Genomic DNA, 23157 nt, shown 5'->3' on the forward strand with positions numbered 1-23157 from the left:
CTATCCCTTCAATATGCCGCCTGCTGCGGCAATCGCCTCCGGCGTATCCACGTCAAGATGCGCACTCTCGCCGATATCGACATCGACGACCGGCAGCCGCGCCGTCTCGACGATGTGGCGCGCGCCGACATCGCCTTCGAGTGAAAGCACTGCATGATACAATGAACGCGGCAGAATGACCGGATTTCCGCGTTTGCCTCCGGAGACCGCCCGAACGATCGCCCGGCCCTCGGCCTGCTCGAATGCGCTGATCAAGTGATCGAGGTCCGCCGTCGAGACCCCCGGCATATCAGCAAGCATGACAAGGACGCCCTCGGCGCCGTTTGCATGGGCATGTGCGAAGCCGGCCGCAAGAGAGCTTGCCATGCCGGAGGCATAATCGGCGTTGAAGACCGGCTGCACGCTCAAGCCTTCAAGTGCTGCTTCAATCTCAGCGCGGCGATGTCCCGTTACGGCCGCAACCGACAAAGCCCTGCTAGCAACAGCAATGGATGCCGAGCGGCGCACCAGCGGCATGCCATCGAATTCCGCCAGCAGCTTGTGCTGGCCGCCCTCGCCCATGCGGCGTGCCTTGCCGGCGGCAAGCAGGACGATCGCAACGGAAGCGTCGGCACGTCTCCTGGCAGGCACATCGCGCGGCTGCGGCCGCGATTGTATCTCCATTAGCAGGCCTCCGACTCCCATTCCGGTCACCTCATGCGCACCCGGCTCTTCACCGGCCAGAATGCGGTCGAGAACCCAGTCAAAACCGTTTTCTTTCGGACTGCGGGCGCAACCAGGCGCACCGACGACATAAGTCTCGCCGATGCTGCCGAGGACCATCAGATTTCCCGGATCGACGGGCATGCCGACGCTCAAGATACGCCCGCCCGCCTCGCGTATTGCCTGCGGAATGACATCCGCCGCGTCGATGACCGCCGAGGCACCGAAGACGATGACGAGCTTCGGCGCCTTCTCCGGAATCCGCATGATATCCTGGATCGAAGCGGCAAGAGCCTTGGTCTCATGCGGCACGCGCCGCTCCCGCAGGAGACGATTGCCGCAAGCAGCCAACCGCCGCTCAAGGATGCGCGCCGTCTTGTCCATCACCGACACTTTCAGCGAAGGCAGTTCCGTGGCAATCAGCGAAACGGCATGATCGGCAAACGGCTTCACCTGAAATGGCCCACTCGCACGAAGCTCCGCACAGGCGGCAATTATCTTCGCGCCCGGAACCGCCAGGGGAATGATCTTGAAGGTCGCCACCATATCGCCGGCGCTGACATGTGTATGATCGTCAAGACAGGCGAGCGTGATCGCCGGATCGATGCGGTTCAGGCGATCGACGGCCTCCCGGTCAGCCACGAAAAGCCCGTCCGCCGCAGCATAGATGTTGACGCGGCCGGTCGCAGCCTCCGAAAAGCGGAGATGATCGGGTGCGATTGCCTCACTCAGCCGTGCCGCCGCTTCGTCCTCGCCTAGATCGCCGTCCTCCAGGCGTGCCGCAATAATCTTCTCGATTCCCGAGCTCTTCAGCCGCTCGACGTCGGCAGCGTCAACCACATGCCCCTTGGGCAAAGTCCCATCCGGCATCTTGACGGAATGGGCGAGCATGAGCCCTTCCGCACCGCCGACATCGAATTCTCCAAAGATCATGCTTTGTCACCTTTCGGATAGGAGACGTCGCGCGAGCGCAAGGCTTGGATGATCTGCGCAAGGATCGCAACGGCAATCTCCGCCGGGCTGGAGGCGCCGATATCAAGCCCGATAGGGCCATTGATCCTCGCCAGTTCGCCGTCGGAACAACCCTCCTTCTTCAGTCTCTCAAGACGCGAACCGTGGGTCTTGCGGCTGCCGAGCGCACCGACATAGAAACAGCCCGTTCTAAGCGCTTCGGCGATCGGGAAATCATCGATCTTCGGATCATGCGTGACCGCCACGACAGCGGTATAGGCATCGAGCGGACGGGCCTTCAGCACATCGACCGGCCAGTCGGCGGTGAGATCTATGCCGGCGAAACGCTCCGGCGTTGCAAAGGCGGTTCGCGGATCGATGATGCGGACATCGAAGCCGGCAAGCGCCGCCATCTGCGCCAGGACCTGGCTAATATGGACCGCGCCGATGATGACGACATGGGCTGGCGGCAGGTGCACGTTCAGAAAGTACCTGCCGCCATCGATATCGCAGATGCCGGACTTGCCGGAGCGGAATGCCGCAGCGACGGTATCGCTCAGTGCGCTATCGACCGGCCCGCCTTCGACGATCACGCGATCCGTTCCATGCTCCAAGTTGGTGACCAGCATCACGGCCTTGCGTGCTCGGCGCGCTGCATTCAGTCGCTCCAGATTGTTGGCGTCCATCAGATAAGCCTTTCGACAAAGACGCGGATGCGGCCGCCGCAGGATAGGCCGACGCGCCAGGCGGTCTCGTCGGCAACCCCGAATTCCAGCATCTTCGCCTTGCCGTCGTCGATGACGTCCATCGCCTCCGCGATCACCGCACCTTCGACGCAACCGCCGGAGATCGAGCCCTCGAAATTGCCGTCACCATCGACTACCAGATGGCTGCCGGCAGGACGGGGCGCCGAGCCCCAGGTTTCGATGACTGTCGCGATCGCCACACTGCGGCCGCTTTTCATCCATTCCTCCGCCGTCATCAGCGGATCGAGGCCGAAAGACGTCTCGCTCATGCAAAACCTCTCATTCTGTCGAGATAGCGCCGGGGATCGTGCGCCGGTGATCTGCCCGCGTCGAGCGCCGCAGCAAGGTCGCTCAAGGATGATAGATTGTGAACCGGACGGAGTTCGTCAACATGCGGCAGCATCGCGCGAACGCCGCGAGCCCGCGGCTCAAAGCCCTCGAAGCGCAGAAGCGGGTTCAGCCAGATCAGCCGCCGGCAGGATCGATGCAGCCGGTCCATTTCTTCGGCCAGCAATTCGATGCCTTCCCGCTCCAGCCCGTCGGTGATCAGCAGCACCAACGCGCCCTGCCCGAGGACGCGGCGTCCCCACAGGCGGTTGAACTCCCTCACCGTTTCGCCGATACGAGTGCCGCCCGACCAGTCCTTTACCGCGGCGGCACATTCGTTCAGTGCCTGGTCCGGATCCTTGTGGCGCATCTGCCTGGTGACATTGGTGAGCCGCGTTCCGAAAAGAAACGTATGGACGCGGCGCCGCCTCTCCGTCAGCACGTGCAGGAAATGCAGGAAGATACGAGTGTACTGGCTCATCGAGCCCGAAATATCCGCAAGCACCACCAATGGCGGTTGGATCTCTTTCTGTTGGCGATAGCGCGGCAGGATCAGCGACCCGCCGGTGCGCAGCGCCGAGCGCATCGTCGCGCGTGGATCGACCTGCCGGCTGAACATGCGATTGCCTGAAACGCCGAGTGGGAACGCTGTCGAGCGGCAGTTGCAGCCGGACCAGTTCTTTTCTCGCCAACGCAATTTCCGCCGCCGACATTTGCGCGAAATCCATCCGGCGAAAGACTTCGTTCCCGGAGGTGGTGAACCGCGCGTCTATCTCGATTTCCGGCTCATCACGAGGGGGCTTATTATCGCGCCGATCACCGAGAAGCGCATCGCTAGCGCGCGTTTCGCCCGCCTTCGCCTTTTCCCTTCCACGGTTGTCCGGCGCCTGCGGCAACATCATCGCAATCATCTTCTCCACGAGATCGCGGGAGCGCCAGAAAAGCCGGAAGGCTTCGTCGAAGACAGGCTTGTCCTCGTGGCGTTTGACGAAGACCGAAAAGAGCGCCGCGTGGAATTCCTCGCGCGAACCCATGCCGATCGCCTCGACAGCTTCGATAGCATCGGCAATGGATCCCGGACCGATCTTGAGCCCCGCGCTACGGAGCGCCCTGGCGAAGAAGACGATATTGTCGGCAAAGCGCCCCTCGGCCGGCGGCGGCGGAACGACGATCCCATCCTGCGCCGGTTGCGTTTTCATCTTTAACCCGCTGCCCTCAACTCGTCTTTGATCTCGGTCAGCACACGAGCGCCTTCGCCACCATGAATGCGCGCAATGTCGTCCTGATATTTCAAGAGCGTGCCAATCGTGTCGGAAATGGTCTCCGGATCGAGCGCCAGACGGTCGAGTTCGGTCAGCGCCGTCGCCCAGTCGATCGTCTCTGCCACGCCGGGGTTCTTGAAGAGATCGAGCGTGCGCAGCTTCTGCACATAGGCGATAATCTGCTGGGAGAGAGCCTCGTTGCAGCCGGGCACCTTCCGGCGGATGATCTCCAGTTCCTGCGCGGCCTCCGGATAATCGACCCAGTGATAGAGGCACCGGCGCTTCAACGCATCGTGCACTTCGCGCGTCCGGTTGGTCGTGATGATGACGATCGGCGGCTCGGCGGCCTTGATGGTCCCGAGCTCGGGGATCGTCACCTGGAAATCCGAGAGCACTTCCAGCAGGAAGGCTTCGAAAGCCTCGTCGGTACGATCGAGTTCGTCGATCAGGAAGACCGGCGCACGGCCTTCCGCAGACGAAAGCGCCTGCAACACAGGGCGGCGGATAAGGTAGCGCTCGGAAAAGATATCGGATTCGATACGACTGCGATCGGTCAATCCAGAGGCTTCGGCAAGCCGGATCTCCAGCATCTGCGCCGGATAATTCCACTCGTAGACGGCGGATGCGATATCGAGGCCTTCGTAGCATTGCAGCCGGATCAGCGGCCGGTCGAGCGCCTTCGACAGCACCTTCGCGATCTCGGTCTTCCCGACGCCGGCCTCTCCTTCGAGAAACAGCGGCCGCTTCATCTTCAGGGCGAGAAAGAGGACCGTGGCCAGCGACCGGCCTGCGAGATAATCCTCTCTTGCCAGCATGGCGATCGTCTCGTCGATAGACGCGGGCGGCAGCGGATGATCGGGCATGTCTCCTCCCTTTTAAGGGAGTTATAGCGTGTGGTAGTCGCGGTTCATATAGAGCAGCGCCGGTTTTGTTTCGTTGAAACGTACGGCCACGACCTCACCGAAAATGATGTGGTGGGTCGACATCTCCTTGATCTCCATCACCCTGCAATCGAAGGAGGCAAGCGAATCCCAGAGCACGGGCGCACCGGTGACCAGCTTGTCGAACTTGCCGGTCGCAAACCGCTCGTCGTTGCTCATCGGCTTGCGTCCGGAAAAGGCGTCGGCCAGCGCCTGATGGTGCGCGCCGAGTGTGTTCAGCGCGAAAATGCCGCTCTGGAAGAAGATGTCGTTCTTCGGATTGCTGTTGTTGAGGCAGACGAGCACGCAGGCCGGATCGTCGGATACCGAACAGGCTGCGGTAATCGTCACCCCGCGGCGTGTCTCGCCAAGCACCGTCGTCACGAGCTGCACATGACCGCCGAAACGGCTCATGGCATCGCGATAAAGCTGCGGATCGATCGGCTGCCTGTTCAACAAATGCGGTCTCCTGCGGCCGCGCCGCCTATTCTTGTGCCGCTAATATGGATGCCATCGGTTACCTTTTCTACAATGAAGCCGACGAAATGCGGCGCATTCCGCCTGTTTTTCTTTGACGATTGCCGCCGGGCAGCTAAAAGGGCATGAAGGGCGACAGGGAACCGACGATTTTCATGAGTATTCTGCGTGGCATAGCGGCTTTTTCGATGCTGTTTCTTGCAGCAGCCGAAAGCCATGCCGCGGGCCTTACGATCGGCGTCGTCGCTCCGCAGGGCGGCAACCTGCAGCAGCTTGGCGCCCAGGTATTCGCCGGAGCGAACTATCAGATCACCAAGGATGGCAATACCGTCGTCACAATCAACGAGCCCTGCGAGGAAAACAGTGGTGCCGCGATTGCCGATGCGCTGGTAAACGCCAAGGTGCAAGTCGCAATCGGCTTTCTCTGCAGCGAAACGCTGGAAAGTGCATTGCCGAAGCTCAAGGATGCGAACATTCCGGCGATCACCGTCTCGGTACGCGCACGCATCCTAATGGAAGACGCATTGAAGAACGGCTGGCCGCTGTTTCGTCTGGCGCCGGCCGATGGCGCCGAAGCCGCACGCATCATCGAAGCGATGCTCAACGACTGGGAGGCAGCACCGATCGCCCTTATCGAGGACGGCACCATCCATGGCCGCGAACTGACCGAGGCCATCCGGAATGCGCTTGAGGAAAAAGGGCTGAAGCCCGTCTTTACCGGACACCTATCGCCCGGGTCAGGATCAGCAGATCGCCCTCGTCCGCCGCCTGAAGAAGGCCGGCGCCACCAAGGTTTTCATCGGCGGCGACCGCGCCGACGTCGCAGTCATCGCCCGAGATGCCGCAGCTGAGAAAATTCCGCTCGCTGTTTTGGGCGGAGATGCAATGCGCGCGGCAAACCAGCCGCTACCGCTTCCGGACGGCGTGCGCGCGGTCACCATGCCGGAATTCGACACTTTGCAGCCCGCACACGCCGCAGCGGCGGAACTGCGCGCGCAAGGCATCGAGCCTGAAGGCTATGTCCTGCCGGCAGCCGCAGCAGCGGCCGTCGCGCAACAGGCGGCAACGGCCGCCACGGCAGAAGGAAGGACGGTGGCGGAAAAACTCGTCGGCACGAGGTTCTCTACGCCGATCGGCGATCTGACGTTCACGGCTGGCCACGAGCTTTCGGAGAACCCTTACAGGCTGCTGGAATGGCGCCGCGGCATTTTCGCCGCGCCCGCCGCGCCCGGCGATTAGCCCGAGACGAGAATGCCGTTTACGCGGAGTTCACGAGTGCAGCGTTGATGCTGTTGCCCGTTCGATTAAGCCCTGCTAAACCGCCGCAAGTTCCCCACGGAGAGAGAAGAGTGCCATGACCCTGCCGATCCGGATTGCCCCCTCCATTCTGGCTGCGGATTTTGCCAAGCTCGGACAGGAAGTGCGCGATGTGACGGCGGCAGGCGCAGACTGGATCCACCTCGACGTCATGGACGGCCATTTGGTGCCGAACATCTCCTTCGGCGCCGACGTCATCAAGTCGTTGCGCTCCTATACGGACGCGACCTTCGATTGCCACCTGATGATCTCGCCGGCCGATCCTTATCTGGAGGCTTTCGCCAAGGCTGGCTGCGACCGCATCACGGTTCATGCTGAGGCGGGACCGCATCTTCACCGCTCGCTGCAGACGATCCGCAATCTCGGTAAGAAGGTCGGAGTGACGGTCAATCCGGCAACGCCGCTGTCGGCGATCGAGAACGTTCTCGACGACGTCGACCTCATCCTCATCATGTCGGTGAACCCCGGCTTCGGCGGCCAGAAATTCATTCCCGCGATGGCCGGAAAGATTGCAGCCGCGAAATCCCTGATCGGTGACAGGCCGATCGAGCTTGAGGTCGACGGCGGCGTCACGGTCGAGACCGCGCCGATCGTCGGCAAGGCGGGCTGCAACGTGCTCGTCGCCGGTTCGGCGATCTTCAAGGGCGCCTCCGTCGAAGCCTACCGCACCGCCATCAGCGACCTGCGAAGCGCTGCAAAGGCCGGGCGCTCATGACATTGGCATATCCTTGACGATGGACCGGATACGCGCTGCCAGACCACCCATTTTCGAGCTGTTTGGCGGCGCCGCGCTTTGGGGCCTCATGATGATGGCCTCGGCGATGTCGGCGCTTTACATGCGCAATCGCTTCGAGACGGAACACGCGGCCGAACTGGCGCTTCTCTATTTCGCCGGCGGCCTTTTGTCCTGGCCCTTCATGCTGCCGATCGGCCGCTTCTTCGCCTACCGGCGCCGGATCGAAACGCGCTTTGCCGCCTTCTTCGTCTGCCTGACGGCGGGCACGATGCTGATGACGGCATTTCTCTTTTCCATGGACTACCGCATTTTCTATTCGCGCTGGCATGCGCCGTTCGGCAGCCTGGTATGGACCTACCAGTTCATCTTCACCGGCGCGAACGCCGTCTATCAGTTCCTGGTCCTCGGTCTGCGGCTCTTCCTGCCGTTCGGCCTCGTCTGCCTGCTTGTAACCAGCTACGCGCTTGCAAAACGCATGCGTTGAGATTACCGCGCGTCTTTGCTACAGGGGCGCCAGAAAGTCTTCCTCGCAACGAAAGCAGTGAGCCATGATCCCGCGTTACTCCCGCCCAGAGATGGTCGCCATCTGGTCGCCCGAAACCAAGTTCCGCATCTGGTTCGAGATCGAGGCACATGCCTGCGACGCGCTGGCCGAACTCGGCGTCATTCCGAAAGGAAGCAGCAAAGACGATCTGGGAAAAAGGCAGGCGCGGCAGAATTCGACGTCGCCAGGATCGACGAGATCGAAGCCGTCACCAAGCATGACGTCATCGCCTTCCTGACGCATCTTGCCGAGATTCGTCGGACCGGACAGCCGCTTCGTGCACCAGGGCATGACCTCGTCCGACGTGCTTGACACCTGCGTTCAACGTCCAGCTGGTGCGCGCCGCCGACATTCTGCTCGCCGACATCGACCGCGTACTCGCAGCGCTCAAGACGCCGCGCCTTCGAGCACAAGGACACGGTCCGCATCGGCCGCAGCCACGGCATCCACGCCGAGCCGACCACCATCGGGCTCACCCTGGCCCGCTTCTATGCCGAGTTCGGCCGCAACCACGCGCCGCCTCGTCGCCGCACGCGACGAGATTGCCACCTGCGCGATCTCCGGCGCCGTCGGCACCTTCGCCAATATCGACCCGCGCGTCGAAGAACATGTCTGCCGACAAGCTTGGCCTCACGCCTGAGCCGGTCTCGACCCAGGTCATTCCGCGCGACCGCCATGCAATGTTCTTCGCCACACTCGGCGTCATCGCTTCGTCGATCGAGCGACATCGCGATCGAGATCCGCCACCTGCAGCGCACCGAGGTTCTGGAGGCCGAGGAATTCTTCTCGCCGGGCCAGAAGGGCTCGTCGGCTATGCCGCACAAGCGCAACCCGGTGCTGACCGAGAACCTCACCGGCCTTGCCCGCTTGGTGCGCATGTCGGTCGTTCCGGCGACTGGAAAACGTGGCGCTGTGGCACGAGCGCGATATCAGCCACTCGTCGTGTCGAGCGCGCCATCGGCCCGGACGCGACAATTACGCTGGACTTCGCCCTGCACCGCCTGGCCGGCGTGATCGAAAAGCTGCGTGGTCTATCCCGAGAACATGGAGAAGAACCTCAACAAGTTCCGCGGCCTTGTCCATTCGCAGCGTGTTCTGCTGGCTCTGACCCAGGCAGGCGTTTCCCGCGAGGACGCCTATCGCCTCGTGCAGCGCAACGCCATGAAGGTCTGGGAACAGGGCAAGGACTTCCTCGAAGAACTGCTCGCCGACCAGGAAGTCCGTGCGGCACTTTCGGAAGACGATATCCGAGAGAAGTTCGACCTCGGTTACCACACCAAACACGTCGACACGATCTTCAAGCGCGTTTTCGGCTAACCCCACCGACTGCATTCGAAAACGCCGCCGGCGCAACGGCGCCGTTGTCATTTTTACTTGCGCGATTTCGATGGTGCAGCGCGTTTGCTTCCCTGCGATCTTTTGCGGCGTCCTTCCGCCGCCTGCGATACATTGCTCGCCTCCGTCCGGTCTTTCCCTCTGGCGGCTTTCGCCACCAGCCGGTCTAGATGTTTCAAATCCTCCTCGTCGAGGTTTTCGATACCGATGAAGCGGTTCTCGGCATGGCTGGTCAGGATGAGTTCATCGAGCTTGGCCTGGATGGCACGCGTGTCGCGCGTCTGCGCGTTCTGCAGCACGAAAACCATGAGGAAGGTCACGATCGTCGTGCCTGTATTGATGATCAGCTGCCATGTTTCCGAATAGTCGAAGAACGGCCCCAACACCGCCCAGACAATGACGACCGCGACCGCGAGAACGAAGATGGCCGGCTTGCCCGCCCATTCCGACACGTTGGTGGCAAAGCGGGTAAAGACGTGCCGCGGTGCTGGCATGGAAGCCTCCTTCAAAGACATCGTCAGATTAACTTTGAAGGAGGTTGCAGGTTCCGCTCGCTTAACGCACAGACTGCATCGTGCCTTATGCAGGCGTGACCAGTTTTCTGTAGAGATGCCATGTTGCGTGGCCGAGGATAGGCATCACCAGCGCCAGCCCGACAAAAAGCGGGATCGTGCCGATGACCAGCGCCGCAGCAATGATCAGGCCCCACAGCATGACCGGTACCGGGTTGACGACAGTTGCGCGGATCGAAGCCGCCATAGCAGCCACCAGCCCTACATCGCGATCGAGAAGCAAGGGAAACGTGACGACGGTCGTCGCCAGAACCACGATGGCGAAGACCAGCCCCAGCAAATTGCCCCAGATGATCAGTTGCATGCCTTGGGGCGTGCCGAAAATCTGCGAGGTGAACACTTCGATCGACCGCGGGAAAACATCGCCGAACAGGTTCGTGTAGAGCGTCTGCGCTGCGACGAGCCAGACGATGAAGAAGCCGAACAGCAGCAGCCCGCCGACGATGATCGCCGGCAAGGCCGGCGATTGCCTGACTTCGAGCGCATGCCTCCACGACGTATCGAGACCCGCCTCGCGGCGGCGGCTGATTTCGTAGAGCCCGATGGCGGCAATCGGCCCGATCAGCGCAAACCCGGACATCAGCGGAAAGATCATCGGCAGAAGGTTTGCGTCCGATGACGCAAGGGCAAGAAAAATGCCGGCAATCGGATACATGAGGCATAAGAACACGTAATGGGAAGGCTTTTCGCGAAAATCGTCCAGCCCGCGACGTAATGCGTCGAAGACGTCTGCGGTGCTGATCTTGTTGATAGCGAGACGTGCATAGCGCTCGCCTGATCCTGTCATAACATGAAATGCCGACATGGCTTTCTCCTCCGTAAGCCGATCGGCCGGCGGCGGAAATGCATCGGCATTGACGCAGCCGACACGAGAAACCGCAACCGGCAATGGCGCGATGATAACGAATTTCACCGCCGTTGTCGCGCTTTCCCTTGACAGAACGGCCAAGCTTTCTCACATCGGCGGGATCATGAAAGCTTCTGACGTCGATATTCTCATCATCCCTGGCTACACGAATTCCGGTCCCGACCACTGGCAGACCCGCTGGGAAGCAAAGCTCAGCACCGCGCGGCGCGTCGAACAGGCGGAATGGTCAAAGCCGGTCCGCGAAGATTGGGTCGCCCGCATCGCCGAGGAGGTGAACGCCTCGTCCCGCCCCGTCGTCCTTGTCGCCCACTCGCTCGGAATACCCTCGGCGATCCATGCGATCCCGCATTTCAGGAAGAAGGTGGCCGGCGCTTTCTTCGTGGCACCGCCCGATGTCGCCAACCCGAAGATCCGCCCGAAGCACCTCATGACCTTCGGTCCCTACCCGCGCGATCCGCTGCCGTTCCCTGCGATCACAGTGGCGAGCCGCAACGATCCATTCGGCAGCTACGAGCATGCCGATGACGTTGCCGCAAGCTGGGGCTCGCTTCTGATCGACGCTGGTGAATCCGGACATATCAACGCAGAGTCAGGCCACGGCCCCTGGCCGGAGGGAACGATGGTCTTTGCGCAGTTCCTGAGCCGCCTGAAGCCTTAGGCCCTGGAAAACCGAAAGATTTCCACGTCTTTCAGGCACTGCTTAACGGTTATTTTATTCAATGACTTCATACTGCCTGCACGCGAATTGAGCGAGTGCGCAGTGAAGCAGCGAAAACAGGTCAGCGCTTTCAATACTGACAACGAGCTTGCGGTGAAGCAGGCACCGGATACCTCCGATCTGGCGGAGCGCGAGAGCCGTTGGAACTATGCGCTCGTCGGCTCTGGCCTCGGCGTCTGGGACCACAACAACCTAATCGGCACCAAATACTACTCCGATACATGGAAAGAAATCCGCGGCATGGCTCCGCACGAGGAGGCCGACGGAGACTACGAGGAATGGCTCAAGCTTCTTCATCCCGATGACCGCGATTTCGTCATCCGGGCCATTGAGAAGCAGATCGCCGGGGACCCGGATTATCACGTCTTCGAATACCGGGAGCGCCACAGGGACGGCGGCTGGGTCTGGATCGAATGCCGCGGCGCCTGCGTTGAATGGGACGAAAACGGCGCCCCTGCCCGCATCGTCGGCACGGATACGGACATCACGGCCCGCAAGCGATCCGAGGAAATGCTCGAGCACCTGTCGCGCAGGCTGGATCTCGCTCTCGAAATCTCGCGCATAGGCGTTTTCGAAGCCGATCTCGACGCCGGAACAGTCGAGTGGGACGACCGCTTGCTGGCGATGTACGGGCTTGAAGGCACGCCGCGCGTAAAGCTGAGCGAGGCATGGGAGCAGGCGCTGCACCCGGACGACCGCGAGCGCACGCTGAAGAACCTGGATGCAAGTCTCGAAAAAGACCGCGGCCTGCTGCAGGAGTTTCGTATCATCCGCGGCGATGGCGCCGAACGCGTCATTCGCGCCCGCTCGGCTTTCTTCCTGGATGCCGACGGCAATCGCAAGCTCATCGGCGCAAATTGGGATGTCACCGAAGAGGTCAGTCTTCGCAACGATCTGCAGAAGGCAAAGGATCTCGCGGAAGCCCGCAATCAGGAACTCGAAGCCGCCAGGGAAAGCATCGAGCATCTGGCGCTTCACGATTATCTCACGGAACTGCCCAACCGCCGCTATCTCGACCGCATGCTTGACGAGCGTTCCGCCGGATGCCGCGAGAATGGCTTGACGCTCGCGATCCTGCATATCGACCTCGATCGTTTCAAGCAGATCAACGACACGCTCGGCCACCGCGCCGGCGACGCCATGTTGAAACACGCGGCCAGGGTGCTGAAGGAGAGCGTGCGCGCCAGCGATTTCGTTGCGCGCATCGGCGGTGACGAGTTCGTCGTACTTTGCACGATCGACAGCTCTCCGAAGAAGCTTTCCAATATGGCAGCCCGCATCATCCGCGAACTCAGCAAGCCGGTCCGCTACGAAGGCCATGACTGTCGCTTCGGCGCCAGCATCGGCATTGCCGCGGAAAGCGGCAAGGACCTCGATGCAAAGCAGTTGTTGCTCAACGCCGATATCGCGCTTTACCGCGCCAAGGGCGCAGGCCGCAACCGCCACGAATTCTTCTCGAAGGACGCCCGCCGCACCATCATCGCGGCGAAGCGCCTGTCGGACGAAATGTTGCTGGGCCTGGAACGCAACGAATTCATTCCCTTCTATCAATTGCAGTTTCATGCCCAGACCCTGGAGGTTGCCGGCGTGGAGACGCTGGCACGCTGGCGGCATCCGGAGCACGGATTGCTGACACCAGGCCACTTCCTGACGATTGCCGAAGATCTCGACGTCGTCTCAGCGATCGACGGCCTGATCCTCGAAAAAGGGCTGGCTGATCGCGCCGCCTGGGCGAGAGACGGTTTCGTCACACCGAAGCTTTCGGTGAATGTCTCCTCTCGGCGCCTGGCCGATCCGGGCCTTGGCAAGAAGCTGCGGGTGCAGAAGATCGAGCCGGGGATCCTCTCCTTCGAGCTCCTGGAATCCATATCGCTTGACGATTGCGATGATGCGGTCCTGACCAATCTCAGGCAATTGCGCAAGCTCGGGATCGATATCGAGATCGACGACTTTGGTACCGGTCACGCCTCGATCGTCAGCCTGCTCAAACTCAGTCCCCGTACGCTGAAGATCGACCGGGAGCTGATCCGCATGCTGCCGCAGTCGGCCGAGCAGAGAAAGCTCGTCCGTTCGATCATCGATATTGGCCGTTCGCTGAACATCCTCGTCACGGCCGAGGGTGTCGAAAGCATGGATCACGTCCGCATCCTTAGCGATCTCGGCTGCGACATGCTGCAAGGCTATGCCCTGGCCCGGCCGATGCCGGCCATGCAGATTCCGGCTTTTGTACGCAATGCGGGCTGGCGGCGGCACGACGGCGGCGCCCACGCCCTTCAGGGTGTTCTCCGCCAGCAGATCAAAAGCAACCGCAGCAAATAAAGCCTGCATAAGCGGCCGTGCTGGCGGCTTTGATTCCACCGCATCACAAAACGCTGTAAGCTTATCTCCAGAAAGTCTTCGATTCTCTTGGGCCGCGTTCCTACATATCTGGAATCCGGGGAAGGAGTGACAGGCGCATTGTGAAACTCTCTCTTTTCCTTTATGGGGACGCCACGAGATCCATCCACTCGCGCTATCCCAAGAGCGCCAACGACAGAGAACAACTAAAATGAACCGTCGCCGCCGTATCTACGAGGGCAAGGCCAAGATTCTATATGAGGGACCGGAACCGGGGACTTTGATCCAGTTCTTCAAGGATGACGCCACCGCCTTCAATAAGAAGAAACACGAAGTCATCGATGGCAAGGGCGTTCTGAACAACCGCATTTCGGAGTACATCTTCAGCCATCTGAACAAGATCGGCATCCCGACGCACTTCATCCGCCGGCTCAACATGCGCGAGCAGCTAATCCGGGAAGTGGAGATGATCCCCCTCGAGATCGTTGTGCGCAACGTCGCTGCCGGTTCGCTGGCCAAGCGCCTCGGCATCGAGGAAGGCGTCGTTCTGCCGCGCTCGATCATCGAGTTCTACTACAAATCCGATGCCCTCGACGATCCGATGGTCTCGGAAGAACACATCACCGCCTTCGGCTGGGCAAACCCTGCCGAGCTCGACGACATCATGGCGCTCGCCATCCGAGTCAACGACTTCATGACCGGCCTCTTCCTTGGCGTCGGCATCCAGCTTGTCGATTTCAAGATCGAATGCGGCCGGCTGTTCGAAGGCGACATGATGCGCATCATCCTTGCCGACGAGATTTCGCCCGATTCTTGCCGCCTCTGGGACATCGAAACCCACGAGAAGATGGACAAGGACCGCTTCCGCCGCGATATGGGCGGGCTTCTCGAAGCCTATTCCGAAGTCGCGCGCCGCCTCGGCATCATCAACGAAAACGAGCCTGTGCGCGGCACCGGCCCGGTTTTGGTCAAGTAAGACGTTCTGGTCAAAGACAGGGAAGAAGAAGTGATCAAGGCTCGTGTAACCGTCACGCTGAAAAACGGCGTTCTCGATCCGCAGGGCAAGGCAATCGAAGGCGCGCTGAGCGGCCTCGGCTTCACAGGCATCGGCCATGTCCGCCAGGGCAAGGTCTTCGACCTCGAGCTCGAAAGCGCCGACAAGGCCAAGGCCGAAGCCGACCTCAAGGCCATGTGCGAAAAACTCCTCGCAAACACGGTGATCGAAAATTATACTATTTCTCTCGACTGACGGTTGCGGAGAATGTGATGGCTGACCTGACGTAGGAATGCTGTTTGAAATCTTGGGAAAATTCAGTCCGATGTCACTACGTTGAAGGAAGGACAGAGGGACATTCGTCGAGAAATCAACAGCCTGCGCAACCATATTGCACGTCATGCAGGGCGACACCAACGATCTGCATGGCACGATGAGCCAGGTACTTGATCGCCTGGGCCGCATTAAAAATCGTCTCGAACTTCGAGAATTGGCAGAAGCACAAGCAAGGTTTGAACCGCACCCATGAAATCAGCCGTCGTTCAACTTCCGGGCCTCAACCGCGATCGCGACATGATCGCAGCGCTGACGAAAATTTCCGGCCACGCGCCGGTGACAATCTGGCAGACGGAAACTGACATTCCCGACGTCGATCTGATCGTCATTCCGGGCGGCTTTTCCTATGGCGATTATCTGCGCTGCGGCGCGATCGCGGCCCGCATGCCGGTGATGCAGGCTATCGTCGACAAGGCTCAGAAAGGCGTCAGGGTTCTTGGCGTCTGCAACGGCTTTCAGATCCTCGTGGAAGCCGGCCTGCTGCCGGGTGCGCTGATGCGCAACGCCTCGCTGAGGTTCGTCTGCCGCGAGATCAAGCTTGAGGTCGCCAACGCCGATACGGATTTCACCCGCGCCTATGCCAAGGGTCAGGTCATACGTTGCCCGGTCGCCCACCACGACGGCAACTATTTCGCGGATGCCGAGACGTTGGCTGAGATAGAAGGCAATGGCCAGGTGGTTTTCCGTTATGCGGAAGGCACCAACCCGAACGGTTCGATCAACGACATTGCCGCGGTGATGAACGCCAAGGGCAACGTTCTCGGCATGATGCCGCATCCGGAAAACCTGATCGAAGCAGCCCATGGCGGTTCCGACGGCCGCGGGCTGTTTGCTTCGGCGCTCGACGTAATCGCTGCTTAACCTTCGGCGCGTAAGACGCACTCAAGAGGTCCACCGGAGCAAGATTGATGCGCCCTTCCACGAATATCGCAGCGGTTGCGGCGGCAAGCACGCTGTGCATTTTCATCGCGTCGTGCCAGTCCAGAGCACCCGCCTCCGGCCCGGATCGCAGCGCGCTTTCCACCATGGAGCGCGTTGCTGTCGGCGCCAATTCGTGCTGGTTCAAATCCGGCGATGCTGCATTTTCAGCCTACCGCCTGGCGCCGGAACTCAATTCCTTTTCCGGCCGCCCACGAATCCTGGTTGTCCACAAGAACAGCCCGGAAGGCAGGCCGCTGCTCGTTGTTCAGGCCGAAGGCAACCCAGCGCGCCTCCAGGCCTTCGGACCGATGATGTCCGAGCCGGTTTCCACCCGCATTGCTGGCGACGTGACCCGCTGGTCCGGCGGCGGCAAAACCTGCCGCTGATCAATCCCAAAAACGCGACTTGCTGATTTCTTTCGCCGCATCTGCCGGCGAAAGCCCGACGTCGCGCAGCTGCCAGTCCGCCATCTCGCGCAGGGCTCGCCGCCCTTCGCGCTTCATGCTCCAGCAAGACAGTCTGCCCTGAATCCTGGCAAGCAGCCCTTGCGTCGGCCTGGGTTGCAATTTGTACCGCTCTCCAACGGAGACAATTGATACAATACGCTGATCGATCTTCTGATTGATAGACATCGTCATGAAGGTCCGCTTCGTTACTGGCATTGTTCATACTCTTGACAGGCCAATGGTGACAATCTATCAAATTGTTACCATGACAAATTGGCTCCCTGATCTTTCGCGCGGCTCCGGCCCAGTCTATATGCGTCTGGCGGACAGCATCGAGGCCGCCATCGCCAGCGGCGCCCTCCCCGCAGGCAGCAAACTGCCGCCGCAGCGGAACCTTGCCTACGATATCGGCGTGACGATCGGCACAATCGGCCGGGCCTATGCTTTGGTGCACGAACGTGGACTGGTGGCAGGCGAAGTCGGGCGTGGAACCTATGTGCTTGATCGCGCGGAGACGGCGCCGGGCGAACAGGCCGATCCGCTGACGATTTCGCTTGGCGGGACGCGGGTTCTCGACGCGCCGGCAAACAAGATCCGCTTTGACACCACCGCGGCTCCCGATCTCGGCCAGGGCCGCATTATCGGTCAGATCCTCGCCGAAATCGGAGAGCAGAACATTTCGGAGATATCCTCCTACTCCCGCAATTTTCCGCGAAACTGGTTCCTGGCGGGGCAGAGGTGGCTGGCGCGAAATGGCTGGACGCCGGAGACGGAGAATATCGTTCCGACGCTAGGCGCCCATGCGGCGGCGGTGTCGATCATCTCGGCCGTGTCCTCGCCCGGCGATAAGATCGTCTTTGAGAACCTGAGCTACACGCAGGTGAGCCGCAGCGCCCGCCTGCTGGGTCGACGGACGATCACCGTCGATTCCGACGAGAACGGCGTCCTTCCTGATGACTTCGAGCGGCTATGCCAGCAGCAGCATCCCAAGCTCGCCTTTTTGATGCCAACGGCGCACAACCCGACGCTCGCAACCATGCCCTATGAACGCCGCGCCGCGATTGCTGCGACGGCCCGCAGGCATGGCGTCTGGCTAATCGAGGACGACCTTTATGGCGGCATGACGGGTGACGAAATCCCTTTGCTGGCGTCGCTGGCGCCCGACCGTACCTTCCTCGTCAACGGACTTTCCAAATCGGTGGCTGCCGGCGTCCGCGGTGGATGGGTCGCCTGCCCGCCGCATTTTGCCCAGCGAATCAAGGTCACGCACAAGATGATCACGGGTGGCTTGCCCTTCATTCTCGCGGAGACCTGCGCACGCCTCGTCGAAAGCGGCATCGCCCATGCCATGCGCAAGGCAAGTATCACCGAACTTGCCACACGAGAGCGGCTCGTCCGCGAACTGCTGGACGGGTTCGATTTCGAATCACACCCGCATGTACCCTTCCTCTGGCTGAAGCTTCCCGATCCCTGGATGTCCGGCACCTTCAAGAACGCCGCGTTTCGCGATGGCGTGCTCGTCGATGACGAGGATGAATTCAAGGCCGCCCGCGCCGACAAGGTCTATCACCGCGTGCGCATCGGCTTCTCCTCGCCGAAGAGCAAGGACGCGCTTGAAAACGGCCTGATCATTTTGAGAAGCCTCCTGGAAGGCGGCGGCTCGGCCTATGTCGGCGAAATTTAACATCTTCCCCGTCCGAAGGGACGGGGATTTTCAGGGGCGGCTCAGGCCGCCCTTTGTTGGCCTGGGGTACCGTTTCGACACCCACTGGAGCGTCACGGCGCAAGTTGCCCATTCCTCGCACGCAGATCTTTGTGACGGCCCGAACGACGGCATGACGCGCGCAGGCGTCCAGATCGGGTATAAATTCTAGGCGAACGCCTGGCCTCAAAGGCACTTCGTCCGCTCTTTGTTGACGGAGGGCATTTTCCTGTCGCGTGCCGCCCTTACATAGGTTAAAGACACCGCAAAACGCGCAACGGCAGGGACTTTCGAGAGCTCATGACCATATCCAATACCCGCCCGATCACCCCCGAACTCATCGCCAGCCACGGCCTGAAGCCGGATGAATATCAGCGGATACTGGACTTGATCGGCCGCGAGCCGACCTTCACCGAACTCGGCATCTTTTCGGCCATGTGGAACGAGCACTGCTCGTACAAATCTTCCAAGAAGTGGCTGCGCACGCTGCCGACCAAGGGGCCGCGTGTCATCCAGGGCCCAGGCGAGAACGCCGGCGTTGTCGATATCGACGACGGGGATTGTGTGGTCTTCAAGATGGAGAGCCACAACCACCCCTCCTATATCGAGCCGTACCAGGGTGCTGCGACTGGCGTCGGCGGCATCCTGCGTGACGTCTTCACCATGGGCGCCCGCCCGATCGCAGCGATGAACGCTCTTCGTTTCGGCGAGCCGGATCATCCGAAGACCCGCCATCTCGTCTCTGGCGTCGTCGCCGGCGTCGGCGGATATGGCAACTCCTTCGGCGTTCCGACGGTCGGCGGCGAGGTCGAGTTCGACGCCCGCTACAACGGCAACATCCTCGTCAACGCCTTTGCGGCGGGGCTCGCGAAGTCGAATGCCATTTTCCTGTCGGAAGCCAAGGGCGTCGGCCTGCCGGTCGTCTATCTGGGCGCCAAGACCGGCCGCGACGGCGTCGGCGGCGCGACGATGGCCTCCGCCGAATTCGACGAGTTGATCGAGGAAAAGCGCCCGACCGTCCAGGTCGGCGACCCCTTCACCGAGAAGTGCCTGCTGGAAGCCTGCCTTGAACTGATGCAGACCGGCGCCGTCATCGCCATCCAGGACATGGGTGCGGCTGGCCTCACCTGCTCGGCCGTCGAAATGGGCGCCAAGGGCGATCTCGGTATCCTGCTCGAACTCGACAGGGTTCCGGTCCGCGAGGAGCAGATGACCGCCTACGAGATGATGCTCTCGGAGAGCCAGGAGCGTATGCTCATGGTCCTCGAGCCGGACAAGGAGGCGGTCGCCAAGGCGATCTTCGTCAAGTGGGGCCTCGATTTCGCGATCGTCGGCAAGACCACCGACGACCTGCGCTTCCAAGTCGTGCATCAGGGCGAAGAAGTCGCCAACCTACCGATCAAGGACCTCGGCGACCAGGCGCCGGAATACGACCGCCCCTGGCGGGAATCCGGTAAGCGCGCTCCCCTCCCCGCTGAGCTCGTATCAGCACCGGACGATTATGGTAAGGCGCTGCTGCAGCTCGTCGGGTCGCCGAACCAATCCAGCCGCCGCTGGGTCTACGAACAATACGATACGCTGATCCAGGGCAATTCGCTGCAGCTTCCGGGCGGCGACGCCGGCGTTGTCCGCGTCGAAGGCCATCCGACCAAGGCGCTCGCCTTCTCGTCCGATGTCACACCGCGTTATGTCGAGGCCGATCCGTTCGAAGGCGGCAAGCAGGCCGTCGCCGAATGCTGGCGCAATATCACCGCGACGGGAGCCGAGCCGCTGGCTGCGACCGACAACCTGAATTTCGGCAATCCTGAGAAGCCGGAAATTATGGGCCAGTTCGTCGAAGCCGTAAAAGGCATCGGCGAAGCCTGCCGTGCGCTGGATTTCCCGATCGTTTCCGGCAACGTCTCGCTCTACAACGAGACGAACGGCATCGCGATCCTGCCCACCCCGACGATCGCAGGCGTCGGCCTGCTGCCAGACTGGCAGGCGATGGCGCGCATCGGCGGCGCATCCGAAGGCGACCAGCTGATCCTGATCGGCACCGACGGCAGCCATCTGGGCTCCTCGATCTACCTGCGCGATATCGTCGGCAGCATCGATGGTCCGGCTCCGGAAGTGGATCTCTTCGCCGAGCGCCGCAACGGCGATTTCGTTCGTTCGGCAATCCGCAACGGCCAGGTCACCGCCTGCCACGATATCTCTTCCGGCGGCCTCGCCCTGGCGCTCGCGGAAATGGCGATGGCATCGGGCAAGGGCCTGATGGTGACGCTTGCCGAAGGCAAGGGCGCGCCGCATGCCCTCCTATTCGGGGAAGACCAGGCACGCTACGTCATCGCGGTCAAATCCGACGTCGCCGATTTCGTCTGCGCCAATGCGGAAGGCGCCGGCGTGCCCTTCCGCCGTCTCGGCACGCTTGCCGGCAGCGACCTCGTTGTCGATGATCTTTTGTCGCTCCCCATTCAGCAATTGCGCAACGCCCATGAATCGTGGTTCCCTGAATTCATGGATAGCGCAGAGGCACTTGTCGCTGCGGAATGATGTGCAAGGAGTTACGATCATGGCCATGAAACCCGGCGATATCGAAGACATGATCAGGGCCGGGATACCCGGTGCCAAGGTGACGATCCGCGACCTTGCGGGCGACGGCGATCATTACGCCGCCGAAGTCGTGGCCGAAGCCTTCCGGGGCAAGAGCCGCGTCCAGCAGCACCAGATGGTGTATGAGGCCCTCAAAGGAAACATGGGCGGCATCCTGCACGCACTGGCGCTGCAGACATCGGCCCCGGAATGATGCTTCGATAATTGGGAATGCCCGGTCACAAGCCGGGCATTTTTTGCAGTCCGCCATCGGCGACAAGAGCGGCGGGCACCGGTCCGGCCGTCAGCAGCGTGAAATCGAAGGTTGCGCGCAGGTCCGGCCCCAGCACGTATTGCCGATGCACCCGCAGGAAATCCAGCTTGATCTTCTTGTAGTGTTCCGGCGTCAGCATCTGCTTGACGCGGATGAACTGCATTCTTGCCTGCGGCGCGTCCGGGTGGCCCGCTGCGGCGACAACCGGCACCTTATAGAAATGGATGGCGTCCGTCAGGCAGTGCACGTCGAGCCAGGAGACGGATCGACAGCATGCGATCCGCCCGACACGGGCGCGCAACGCTTTTGCGGGTGACAGCAGAGCGCATTGCAGCACCGCCGAACCAAGCGAAGCAAAGACAACCTGCTTGCCGTCGAAGAGTTCCGGCTCGTCCTCAAGGAGCAAACCGACGACATGCGCGGCAACGCTCGAGCCCATGCTGTGCGACGAGATCACATATTCGTCAGCCTCCTCCAGCAGCGCCTCGCGCGCCGCAGTCGCACAGCGTACGAGCCATGCGTCGACCTCGGGGCGATCCATGCGCCCGAGCGCAACCGCCATTTCCCAATCCGCGAAGAGATGCAGGGCGTAGAAGCGTTCGGCGAAAGGTAGGAAGAGATAGACGAAGAAGCCAGCCGCCGCCGGCAGGCTCCAGACGATGTGCCAGATCCCGAGACCGAAGCCCATCGGCGCCGAAGCGATCGTGGCCATCAGCATGAGGCCGAGCAGCATCAGCGCGAACGGAAAGATGAAGAAGAGGCCGAAGCGCCAGGCATGGCGGAAATAGCCGGCCAATCCCCCGTCCACGATGATGCGGCCGCAGGCCGCAAAGCCGTCGACTATGCGCTTTACCGCCGGCTTGGCGCTAAGATGCTGTACCAGCACGTCATGATCGAAGATATGAACCCTGCTTGCGGTCTGCCAGAAATCGGACGCAGCGAGTACGTCGAATTTCGCAAACTCGTGGCAATCGTCTATTTCGCCTAGCTGCGCCTGGAAGCCCCAAACCTTTCCGCTTTGTCTGGCCGTTCGCTCGTAGCGCGCCCGGTGAGCATTCCCGTCCAGCGGTTCGAAACCCGGGAAGTGAAGTACCACCCTCTTCTTGATCAATTCCATAAATATCTTTCCGGCGAGCTCTGCCCGCCAATTCGCAAAACGCGCATGCATGTGAAATGCGGCAAAAAAAGCTCTCGTGCTGTTGAAGAGCGCTTGCTAACCGAAAGCATCGGGAATTCAATAGCTACGAAGCGTTTGGGTGCTGGAGGGATTTGAATGGCTGATATCGTGAAGGAACTCGTGAGCGGCATTGTCGAGACCGTGCTCAAGGAAATCCTCAAGAAAACTGCGCTCCGAACCACCACCAAGCGAAAGAAGCGCCAGACACGCTCTTCCACGACCGGGCGCTTCGCCCGCACCGGCTCAACGGCGAATAAACCCGCCCGCAAGCAGGTCAGCAAACGCCGCACTGCCACTGCCCGCAGCAGGCAGCGCAGCCGCTAGGTGTACCGACATCGTGCCATCATCCACCGTAAGCATGCTTATCTTTTTTTGATTTTGGCGGCTGGAATTTGAGCCGTCACATGCTATCTAAGGCTCACGATTGAAACGGCAGGCCTTTAACCTGCCTGTTGAAAGGATTAGGTCCCATGAGCGGTATCAACGAATTCATCGACAACGAAATCAAGACGAACGACGTCGTCCTATTCATGAAGGGCACGCCGCAGTTTCCGCAGTGTGGTTTCTCCGGCCAGGTCGTCCAGATCCTCGATTACCTCGGTGTCGACTACAAGGGCATTGACGTGCTCGCCGATTCGGAAATCCGCCAGGGCATCAAGGACTATTCGAATTGGCCGACAATCCCGCAGCTTTACGTGAAGGGCGAGTTTATCGGCGGCTGTGACATCGTGCGGGAAATGTTCCAGGCCGGCGAGTTACAGCAGCACTTCCAGGAAAACGGCGTAACGGTTCGCGCCGCCTGACAGGTCACCGGGCGTCCGTCCGGTTTCCAAATCTGTTCTAATTCGAGTTCAAGGCGCTGTGCTCAACAGCGCCTTGACCTGTTTATGGGATTTTCATTGTGACAGATTCATCTCAAGC

General features: G+C 61.0%; 22 protein-coding genes and 4 pseudogenes. 16 read left to right on the plus strand and 10 right to left on the minus strand.

The window, feature by feature from the left end:
- The 6 genes and pseudogenes from ACW4PC_RS06375 to ACW4PC_RS06400 all read right to left on the minus strand — a co-directional run bounded on the left by ACW4PC_RS06375 (position 1) and on the right by ACW4PC_RS06400 (position 5367).
- Positions 1-1635 carry an NTP transferase domain-containing protein gene (locus tag ACW4PC_RS06375; RefSeq protein WP_455873202.1) on the minus strand — a complete coding sequence of 545 codons (1635 nt, stop codon included), beginning with the start codon at positions 1633-1635 and terminating at the stop codon, positions 1-3.
- A complete protein-coding gene (locus ACW4PC_RS06380; RefSeq protein WP_455873203.1) occupies positions 1632-2339 on the minus strand; it encodes an XdhC family protein in 708 nt (235 codons plus the stop codon). The genes ACW4PC_RS06375 and ACW4PC_RS06380 overlap by 4 nt, the downstream gene beginning before the upstream one ends.
- Positions 2339-2668, minus strand: a complete 330-nt coding sequence (locus tag ACW4PC_RS06385; RefSeq protein WP_455873204.1) for an XdhC family protein — start codon at positions 2666-2668, stop codon at positions 2339-2341. The genes ACW4PC_RS06380 and ACW4PC_RS06385 overlap by 1 nt, the downstream gene beginning before the upstream one ends.
- Positions 2665-3925, minus strand: a pseudogene (locus ACW4PC_RS06390) (vWA domain-containing protein). The gene ACW4PC_RS06385 and the pseudogene ACW4PC_RS06390 overlap by 4 nt, the downstream one beginning before the upstream one ends.
- 2 nt (positions 3926-3927) lie before the next feature.
- Positions 3928-4851, minus strand: a complete 924-nt coding sequence (locus tag ACW4PC_RS06395) for an AAA family ATPase (protein WP_455873205.1) — start codon at positions 4849-4851, stop codon at positions 3928-3930.
- 21 nt (positions 4852-4872) lie between these two features.
- Positions 4873-5367, minus strand: a complete 495-nt coding sequence (locus ACW4PC_RS06400) for a flavin reductase (protein WP_455873206.1) — start codon at positions 5365-5367, stop codon at positions 4873-4875.
- Positions 5368-5540: 173 nt separating this feature from the next.
- On the opposite strand from ACW4PC_RS06400, the pseudogene ACW4PC_RS06405 reads away from it, so the two are divergent.
- The 4 genes and pseudogenes from ACW4PC_RS06405 (at position 5541) to purB (ending at position 9299) form a co-directional block, all read left to right on the plus strand.
- A pseudogene (locus ACW4PC_RS06405) lies at positions 5541-6624 on the plus strand (ABC transporter substrate-binding protein).
- A 115-nt stretch (positions 6625-6739) separates the two neighbouring features.
- A complete protein-coding gene (gene rpe, locus ACW4PC_RS06410; protein ID WP_455873207.1) occupies positions 6740-7417 on the plus strand; it encodes a ribulose-phosphate 3-epimerase in 678 nt (225 codons plus the stop codon).
- A gap of 19 nt (positions 7418-7436) precedes the next feature.
- Positions 7437-7922, plus strand: coding sequence for a hypothetical protein (locus ACW4PC_RS06415; protein ID WP_455873208.1), 486 nt, complete (start codon positions 7437-7439; stop codon positions 7920-7922).
- A gap of 64 nt (positions 7923-7986) precedes the next feature.
- Positions 7987-9299: pseudogene (purB, locus tag ACW4PC_RS06420) on the plus strand (adenylosuccinate lyase).
- Positions 9300-9352: 53 nt separating this feature from the next.
- Here the strand turns inward: purB and ACW4PC_RS06425 are convergent.
- Both ACW4PC_RS06425 and ACW4PC_RS06430 read right to left on the minus strand, forming a co-directional pair.
- Positions 9353-9811, minus strand: a complete 459-nt coding sequence (locus ACW4PC_RS06425) for a low affinity iron permease family protein (RefSeq protein WP_455873209.1) — start codon at positions 9809-9811, stop codon at positions 9353-9355.
- An 85-nt stretch (positions 9812-9896) separates the two neighbouring features.
- Positions 9897-10694 carry a DUF2189 domain-containing protein gene (locus ACW4PC_RS06430; protein ID WP_455873210.1) on the minus strand — a complete coding sequence of 266 codons (798 nt, stop codon included), beginning with the start codon at positions 10692-10694 and terminating at the stop codon, positions 9897-9899.
- 166 nt (positions 10695-10860) lie between these two features.
- On the opposite strand from ACW4PC_RS06430, the gene ACW4PC_RS06435 reads away from it, so the two are divergent.
- The 6 genes from ACW4PC_RS06435 (at position 10861) to ACW4PC_RS06460 (ending at position 16449) form a co-directional block, all read left to right on the plus strand.
- Positions 10861-11415, plus strand: coding sequence for an RBBP9/YdeN family alpha/beta hydrolase (locus ACW4PC_RS06435; protein ID WP_194730134.1), 555 nt, complete (start codon positions 10861-10863; stop codon positions 11413-11415).
- A gap of 153 nt (positions 11416-11568) precedes the next feature.
- The gene (locus ACW4PC_RS06440) at positions 11569-13794 is read left to right on the plus strand and encodes a bifunctional diguanylate cyclase/phosphodiesterase (protein WP_455873623.1); all 2226 of its coding nucleotides are present in this window, start codon (positions 11569-11571) and stop codon (positions 13792-13794) included.
- A gap of 229 nt (positions 13795-14023) precedes the next feature.
- Positions 14024-14788 (plus strand): phosphoribosylaminoimidazolesuccinocarboxamide synthase, encoded by a 765-nt coding sequence (gene purC, locus ACW4PC_RS06445; protein ID WP_022715264.1) that lies wholly within the window; start codon positions 14024-14026, stop codon positions 14786-14788.
- Positions 14789-14818: 30 nt separating this feature from the next.
- Positions 14819-15061 (plus strand): phosphoribosylformylglycinamidine synthase subunit PurS, encoded by a 243-nt coding sequence (purS, locus tag ACW4PC_RS06450; RefSeq protein ID WP_039845014.1) that lies wholly within the window; start codon positions 14819-14821, stop codon positions 15059-15061.
- 270 nt (positions 15062-15331) lie between these two features.
- Positions 15332-16003, plus strand: coding sequence for a phosphoribosylformylglycinamidine synthase subunit PurQ (gene purQ / locus ACW4PC_RS06455; RefSeq protein WP_455873211.1), 672 nt, complete (start codon positions 15332-15334; stop codon positions 16001-16003).
- Between the two features lie 47 nt (positions 16004-16050).
- A complete protein-coding gene (locus ACW4PC_RS06460) occupies positions 16051-16449 on the plus strand; it encodes a hypothetical protein (protein ID WP_455873212.1) in 399 nt (132 codons plus the stop codon).
- Here ACW4PC_RS06460 and ACW4PC_RS06465 read toward each other — a convergent pair whose 3' ends face one another.
- A complete protein-coding gene (locus tag ACW4PC_RS06465) occupies positions 16450-16701 on the minus strand; it encodes a DUF1127 domain-containing protein (RefSeq protein WP_455873213.1) in 252 nt (83 codons plus the stop codon).
- A 73-nt stretch (positions 16702-16774) separates the two neighbouring features.
- On the opposite strand from ACW4PC_RS06465, the gene ACW4PC_RS06470 reads away from it, so the two are divergent.
- The 4 genes and pseudogenes from ACW4PC_RS06470 to ACW4PC_RS06485 all read left to right on the plus strand — a co-directional run bounded on the left by ACW4PC_RS06470 (position 16775) and on the right by ACW4PC_RS06485 (position 20999).
- The gene (locus tag ACW4PC_RS06470; RefSeq protein ID WP_455873214.1) at positions 16775-18193 is read left to right on the plus strand and encodes an aminotransferase-like domain-containing protein; all 1419 of its coding nucleotides are present in this window, start codon (positions 16775-16777) and stop codon (positions 18191-18193) included.
- A gap of 52 nt (positions 18194-18245) precedes the next feature.
- Positions 18246-18383, plus strand: a pseudogene (locus ACW4PC_RS06475) (acyloxyacyl hydrolase); the annotation flags it as partial.
- Between the two features lie 128 nt (positions 18384-18511).
- Positions 18512-20746, plus strand: coding sequence for a phosphoribosylformylglycinamidine synthase subunit PurL (gene purL, locus ACW4PC_RS06480; RefSeq protein WP_455873215.1), 2235 nt, complete (start codon positions 18512-18514; stop codon positions 20744-20746).
- Positions 20747-20765: 19 nt separating this feature from the next.
- A complete protein-coding gene (locus ACW4PC_RS06485) occupies positions 20766-20999 on the plus strand; it encodes a BolA/IbaG family iron-sulfur metabolism protein (RefSeq protein ID WP_039845020.1) in 234 nt (77 codons plus the stop codon).
- Positions 21000-21024: 25 nt separating this feature from the next.
- On the opposite strand, the gene ACW4PC_RS06490 is transcribed toward ACW4PC_RS06485, so the two are convergent.
- On the minus strand, positions 21025-22176 hold the full coding sequence (locus ACW4PC_RS06490; RefSeq protein WP_455873216.1) for a hypothetical protein: 1152 nt from the start codon (positions 22174-22176) through the stop codon (positions 21025-21027).
- Positions 22177-22332: 156 nt separating this feature from the next.
- Between ACW4PC_RS06490 and ACW4PC_RS06495 the strand changes: the two genes are divergently transcribed.
- Positions 22333-22560, plus strand: coding sequence for a hypothetical protein (locus tag ACW4PC_RS06495; RefSeq protein ID WP_455873217.1), 228 nt, complete (start codon positions 22333-22335; stop codon positions 22558-22560).
- Positions 22561-22706: 146 nt separating this feature from the next.
- A complete protein-coding gene (grxD, locus tag ACW4PC_RS06500) occupies positions 22707-23039 on the plus strand; it encodes a Grx4 family monothiol glutaredoxin (RefSeq protein WP_022715234.1) in 333 nt (110 codons plus the stop codon).
- Positions 23040-23157 lie beyond the last annotated feature (118 nt).

Source organism: Rhizobium yanglingense, assembly GCF_977109285.1.

What these genes read in the sequence shown, in the direction of transcription:
- ACW4PC_RS06375 (WP_455873202.1), bottom strand. Translation starts at nt 1,635, where the DNA reads ATGATCTTTGGAGAATTCGATGTCGGCGGTGCGGAAGGGCTCATGCTC.
- ACW4PC_RS06380 (WP_455873203.1), bottom strand. Translation starts at nt 2,339, where the DNA reads ATGGACGCCAACAATCTGGAGCGACTGAATGCAGCGCGCCGAGCACGC.
- ACW4PC_RS06385 (WP_455873204.1), bottom strand. Translation starts at nt 2,668, where the DNA reads ATGAGCGAGACGTCTTTCGGCCTCGATCCGCTGATGACGGCGGAGGAA.
- ACW4PC_RS06395 (WP_455873205.1), bottom strand. Translation starts at nt 4,851, where the DNA reads ATGCCCGATCATCCGCTGCCGCCCGCGTCTATCGACGAGACGATCGCC.
- rpe (WP_455873207.1), top strand. Translation starts at nt 6,740, where the DNA reads ATGACCCTGCCGATCCGGATTGCCCCCTCCATTCTGGCTGCGGATTTT.
- ACW4PC_RS06415 (WP_455873208.1), top strand. Translation starts at nt 7,437, where the DNA reads ATGGACCGGATACGCGCTGCCAGACCACCCATTTTCGAGCTGTTTGGC.
- ACW4PC_RS06425 (WP_455873209.1), bottom strand. Translation starts at nt 9,811, where the DNA reads ATGCCAGCACCGCGGCACGTCTTTACCCGCTTTGCCACCAACGTGTCG.
- ACW4PC_RS06430 (WP_455873210.1), bottom strand. Translation starts at nt 10,694, where the DNA reads ATGTCGGCATTTCATGTTATGACAGGATCAGGCGAGCGCTATGCACGT.
- ACW4PC_RS06435 (WP_194730134.1), top strand. Translation starts at nt 10,861, where the DNA reads ATGAAAGCTTCTGACGTCGATATTCTCATCATCCCTGGCTACACGAAT.
- purC (WP_022715264.1), top strand. Translation starts at nt 14,024, where the DNA reads ATGAACCGTCGCCGCCGTATCTACGAGGGCAAGGCCAAGATTCTATAT.
- purQ (WP_455873211.1), top strand. Translation starts at nt 15,332, where the DNA reads ATGAAATCAGCCGTCGTTCAACTTCCGGGCCTCAACCGCGATCGCGAC.
- ACW4PC_RS06460 (WP_455873212.1), top strand. Translation starts at nt 16,051, where the DNA reads ATGCGCCCTTCCACGAATATCGCAGCGGTTGCGGCGGCAAGCACGCTG.
- ACW4PC_RS06465 (WP_455873213.1), bottom strand. Translation starts at nt 16,701, where the DNA reads ATGACGATGTCTATCAATCAGAAGATCGATCAGCGTATTGTATCAATT.
- ACW4PC_RS06470 (WP_455873214.1), top strand. Translation starts at nt 16,775, where the DNA reads ATGACAAATTGGCTCCCTGATCTTTCGCGCGGCTCCGGCCCAGTCTAT.
- purL (WP_455873215.1), top strand. Translation starts at nt 18,512, where the DNA reads ATGACCATATCCAATACCCGCCCGATCACCCCCGAACTCATCGCCAGC.
- ACW4PC_RS06485 (WP_039845020.1), top strand. Translation starts at nt 20,766, where the DNA reads ATGGCCATGAAACCCGGCGATATCGAAGACATGATCAGGGCCGGGATA.
- ACW4PC_RS06490 (WP_455873216.1), bottom strand. Translation starts at nt 22,176, where the DNA reads ATGGAATTGATCAAGAAGAGGGTGGTACTTCACTTCCCGGGTTTCGAA.
- ACW4PC_RS06495 (WP_455873217.1), top strand. Translation starts at nt 22,333, where the DNA reads ATGGCTGATATCGTGAAGGAACTCGTGAGCGGCATTGTCGAGACCGTG.
- grxD (WP_022715234.1), top strand. Translation starts at nt 22,707, where the DNA reads ATGAGCGGTATCAACGAATTCATCGACAACGAAATCAAGACGAACGAC.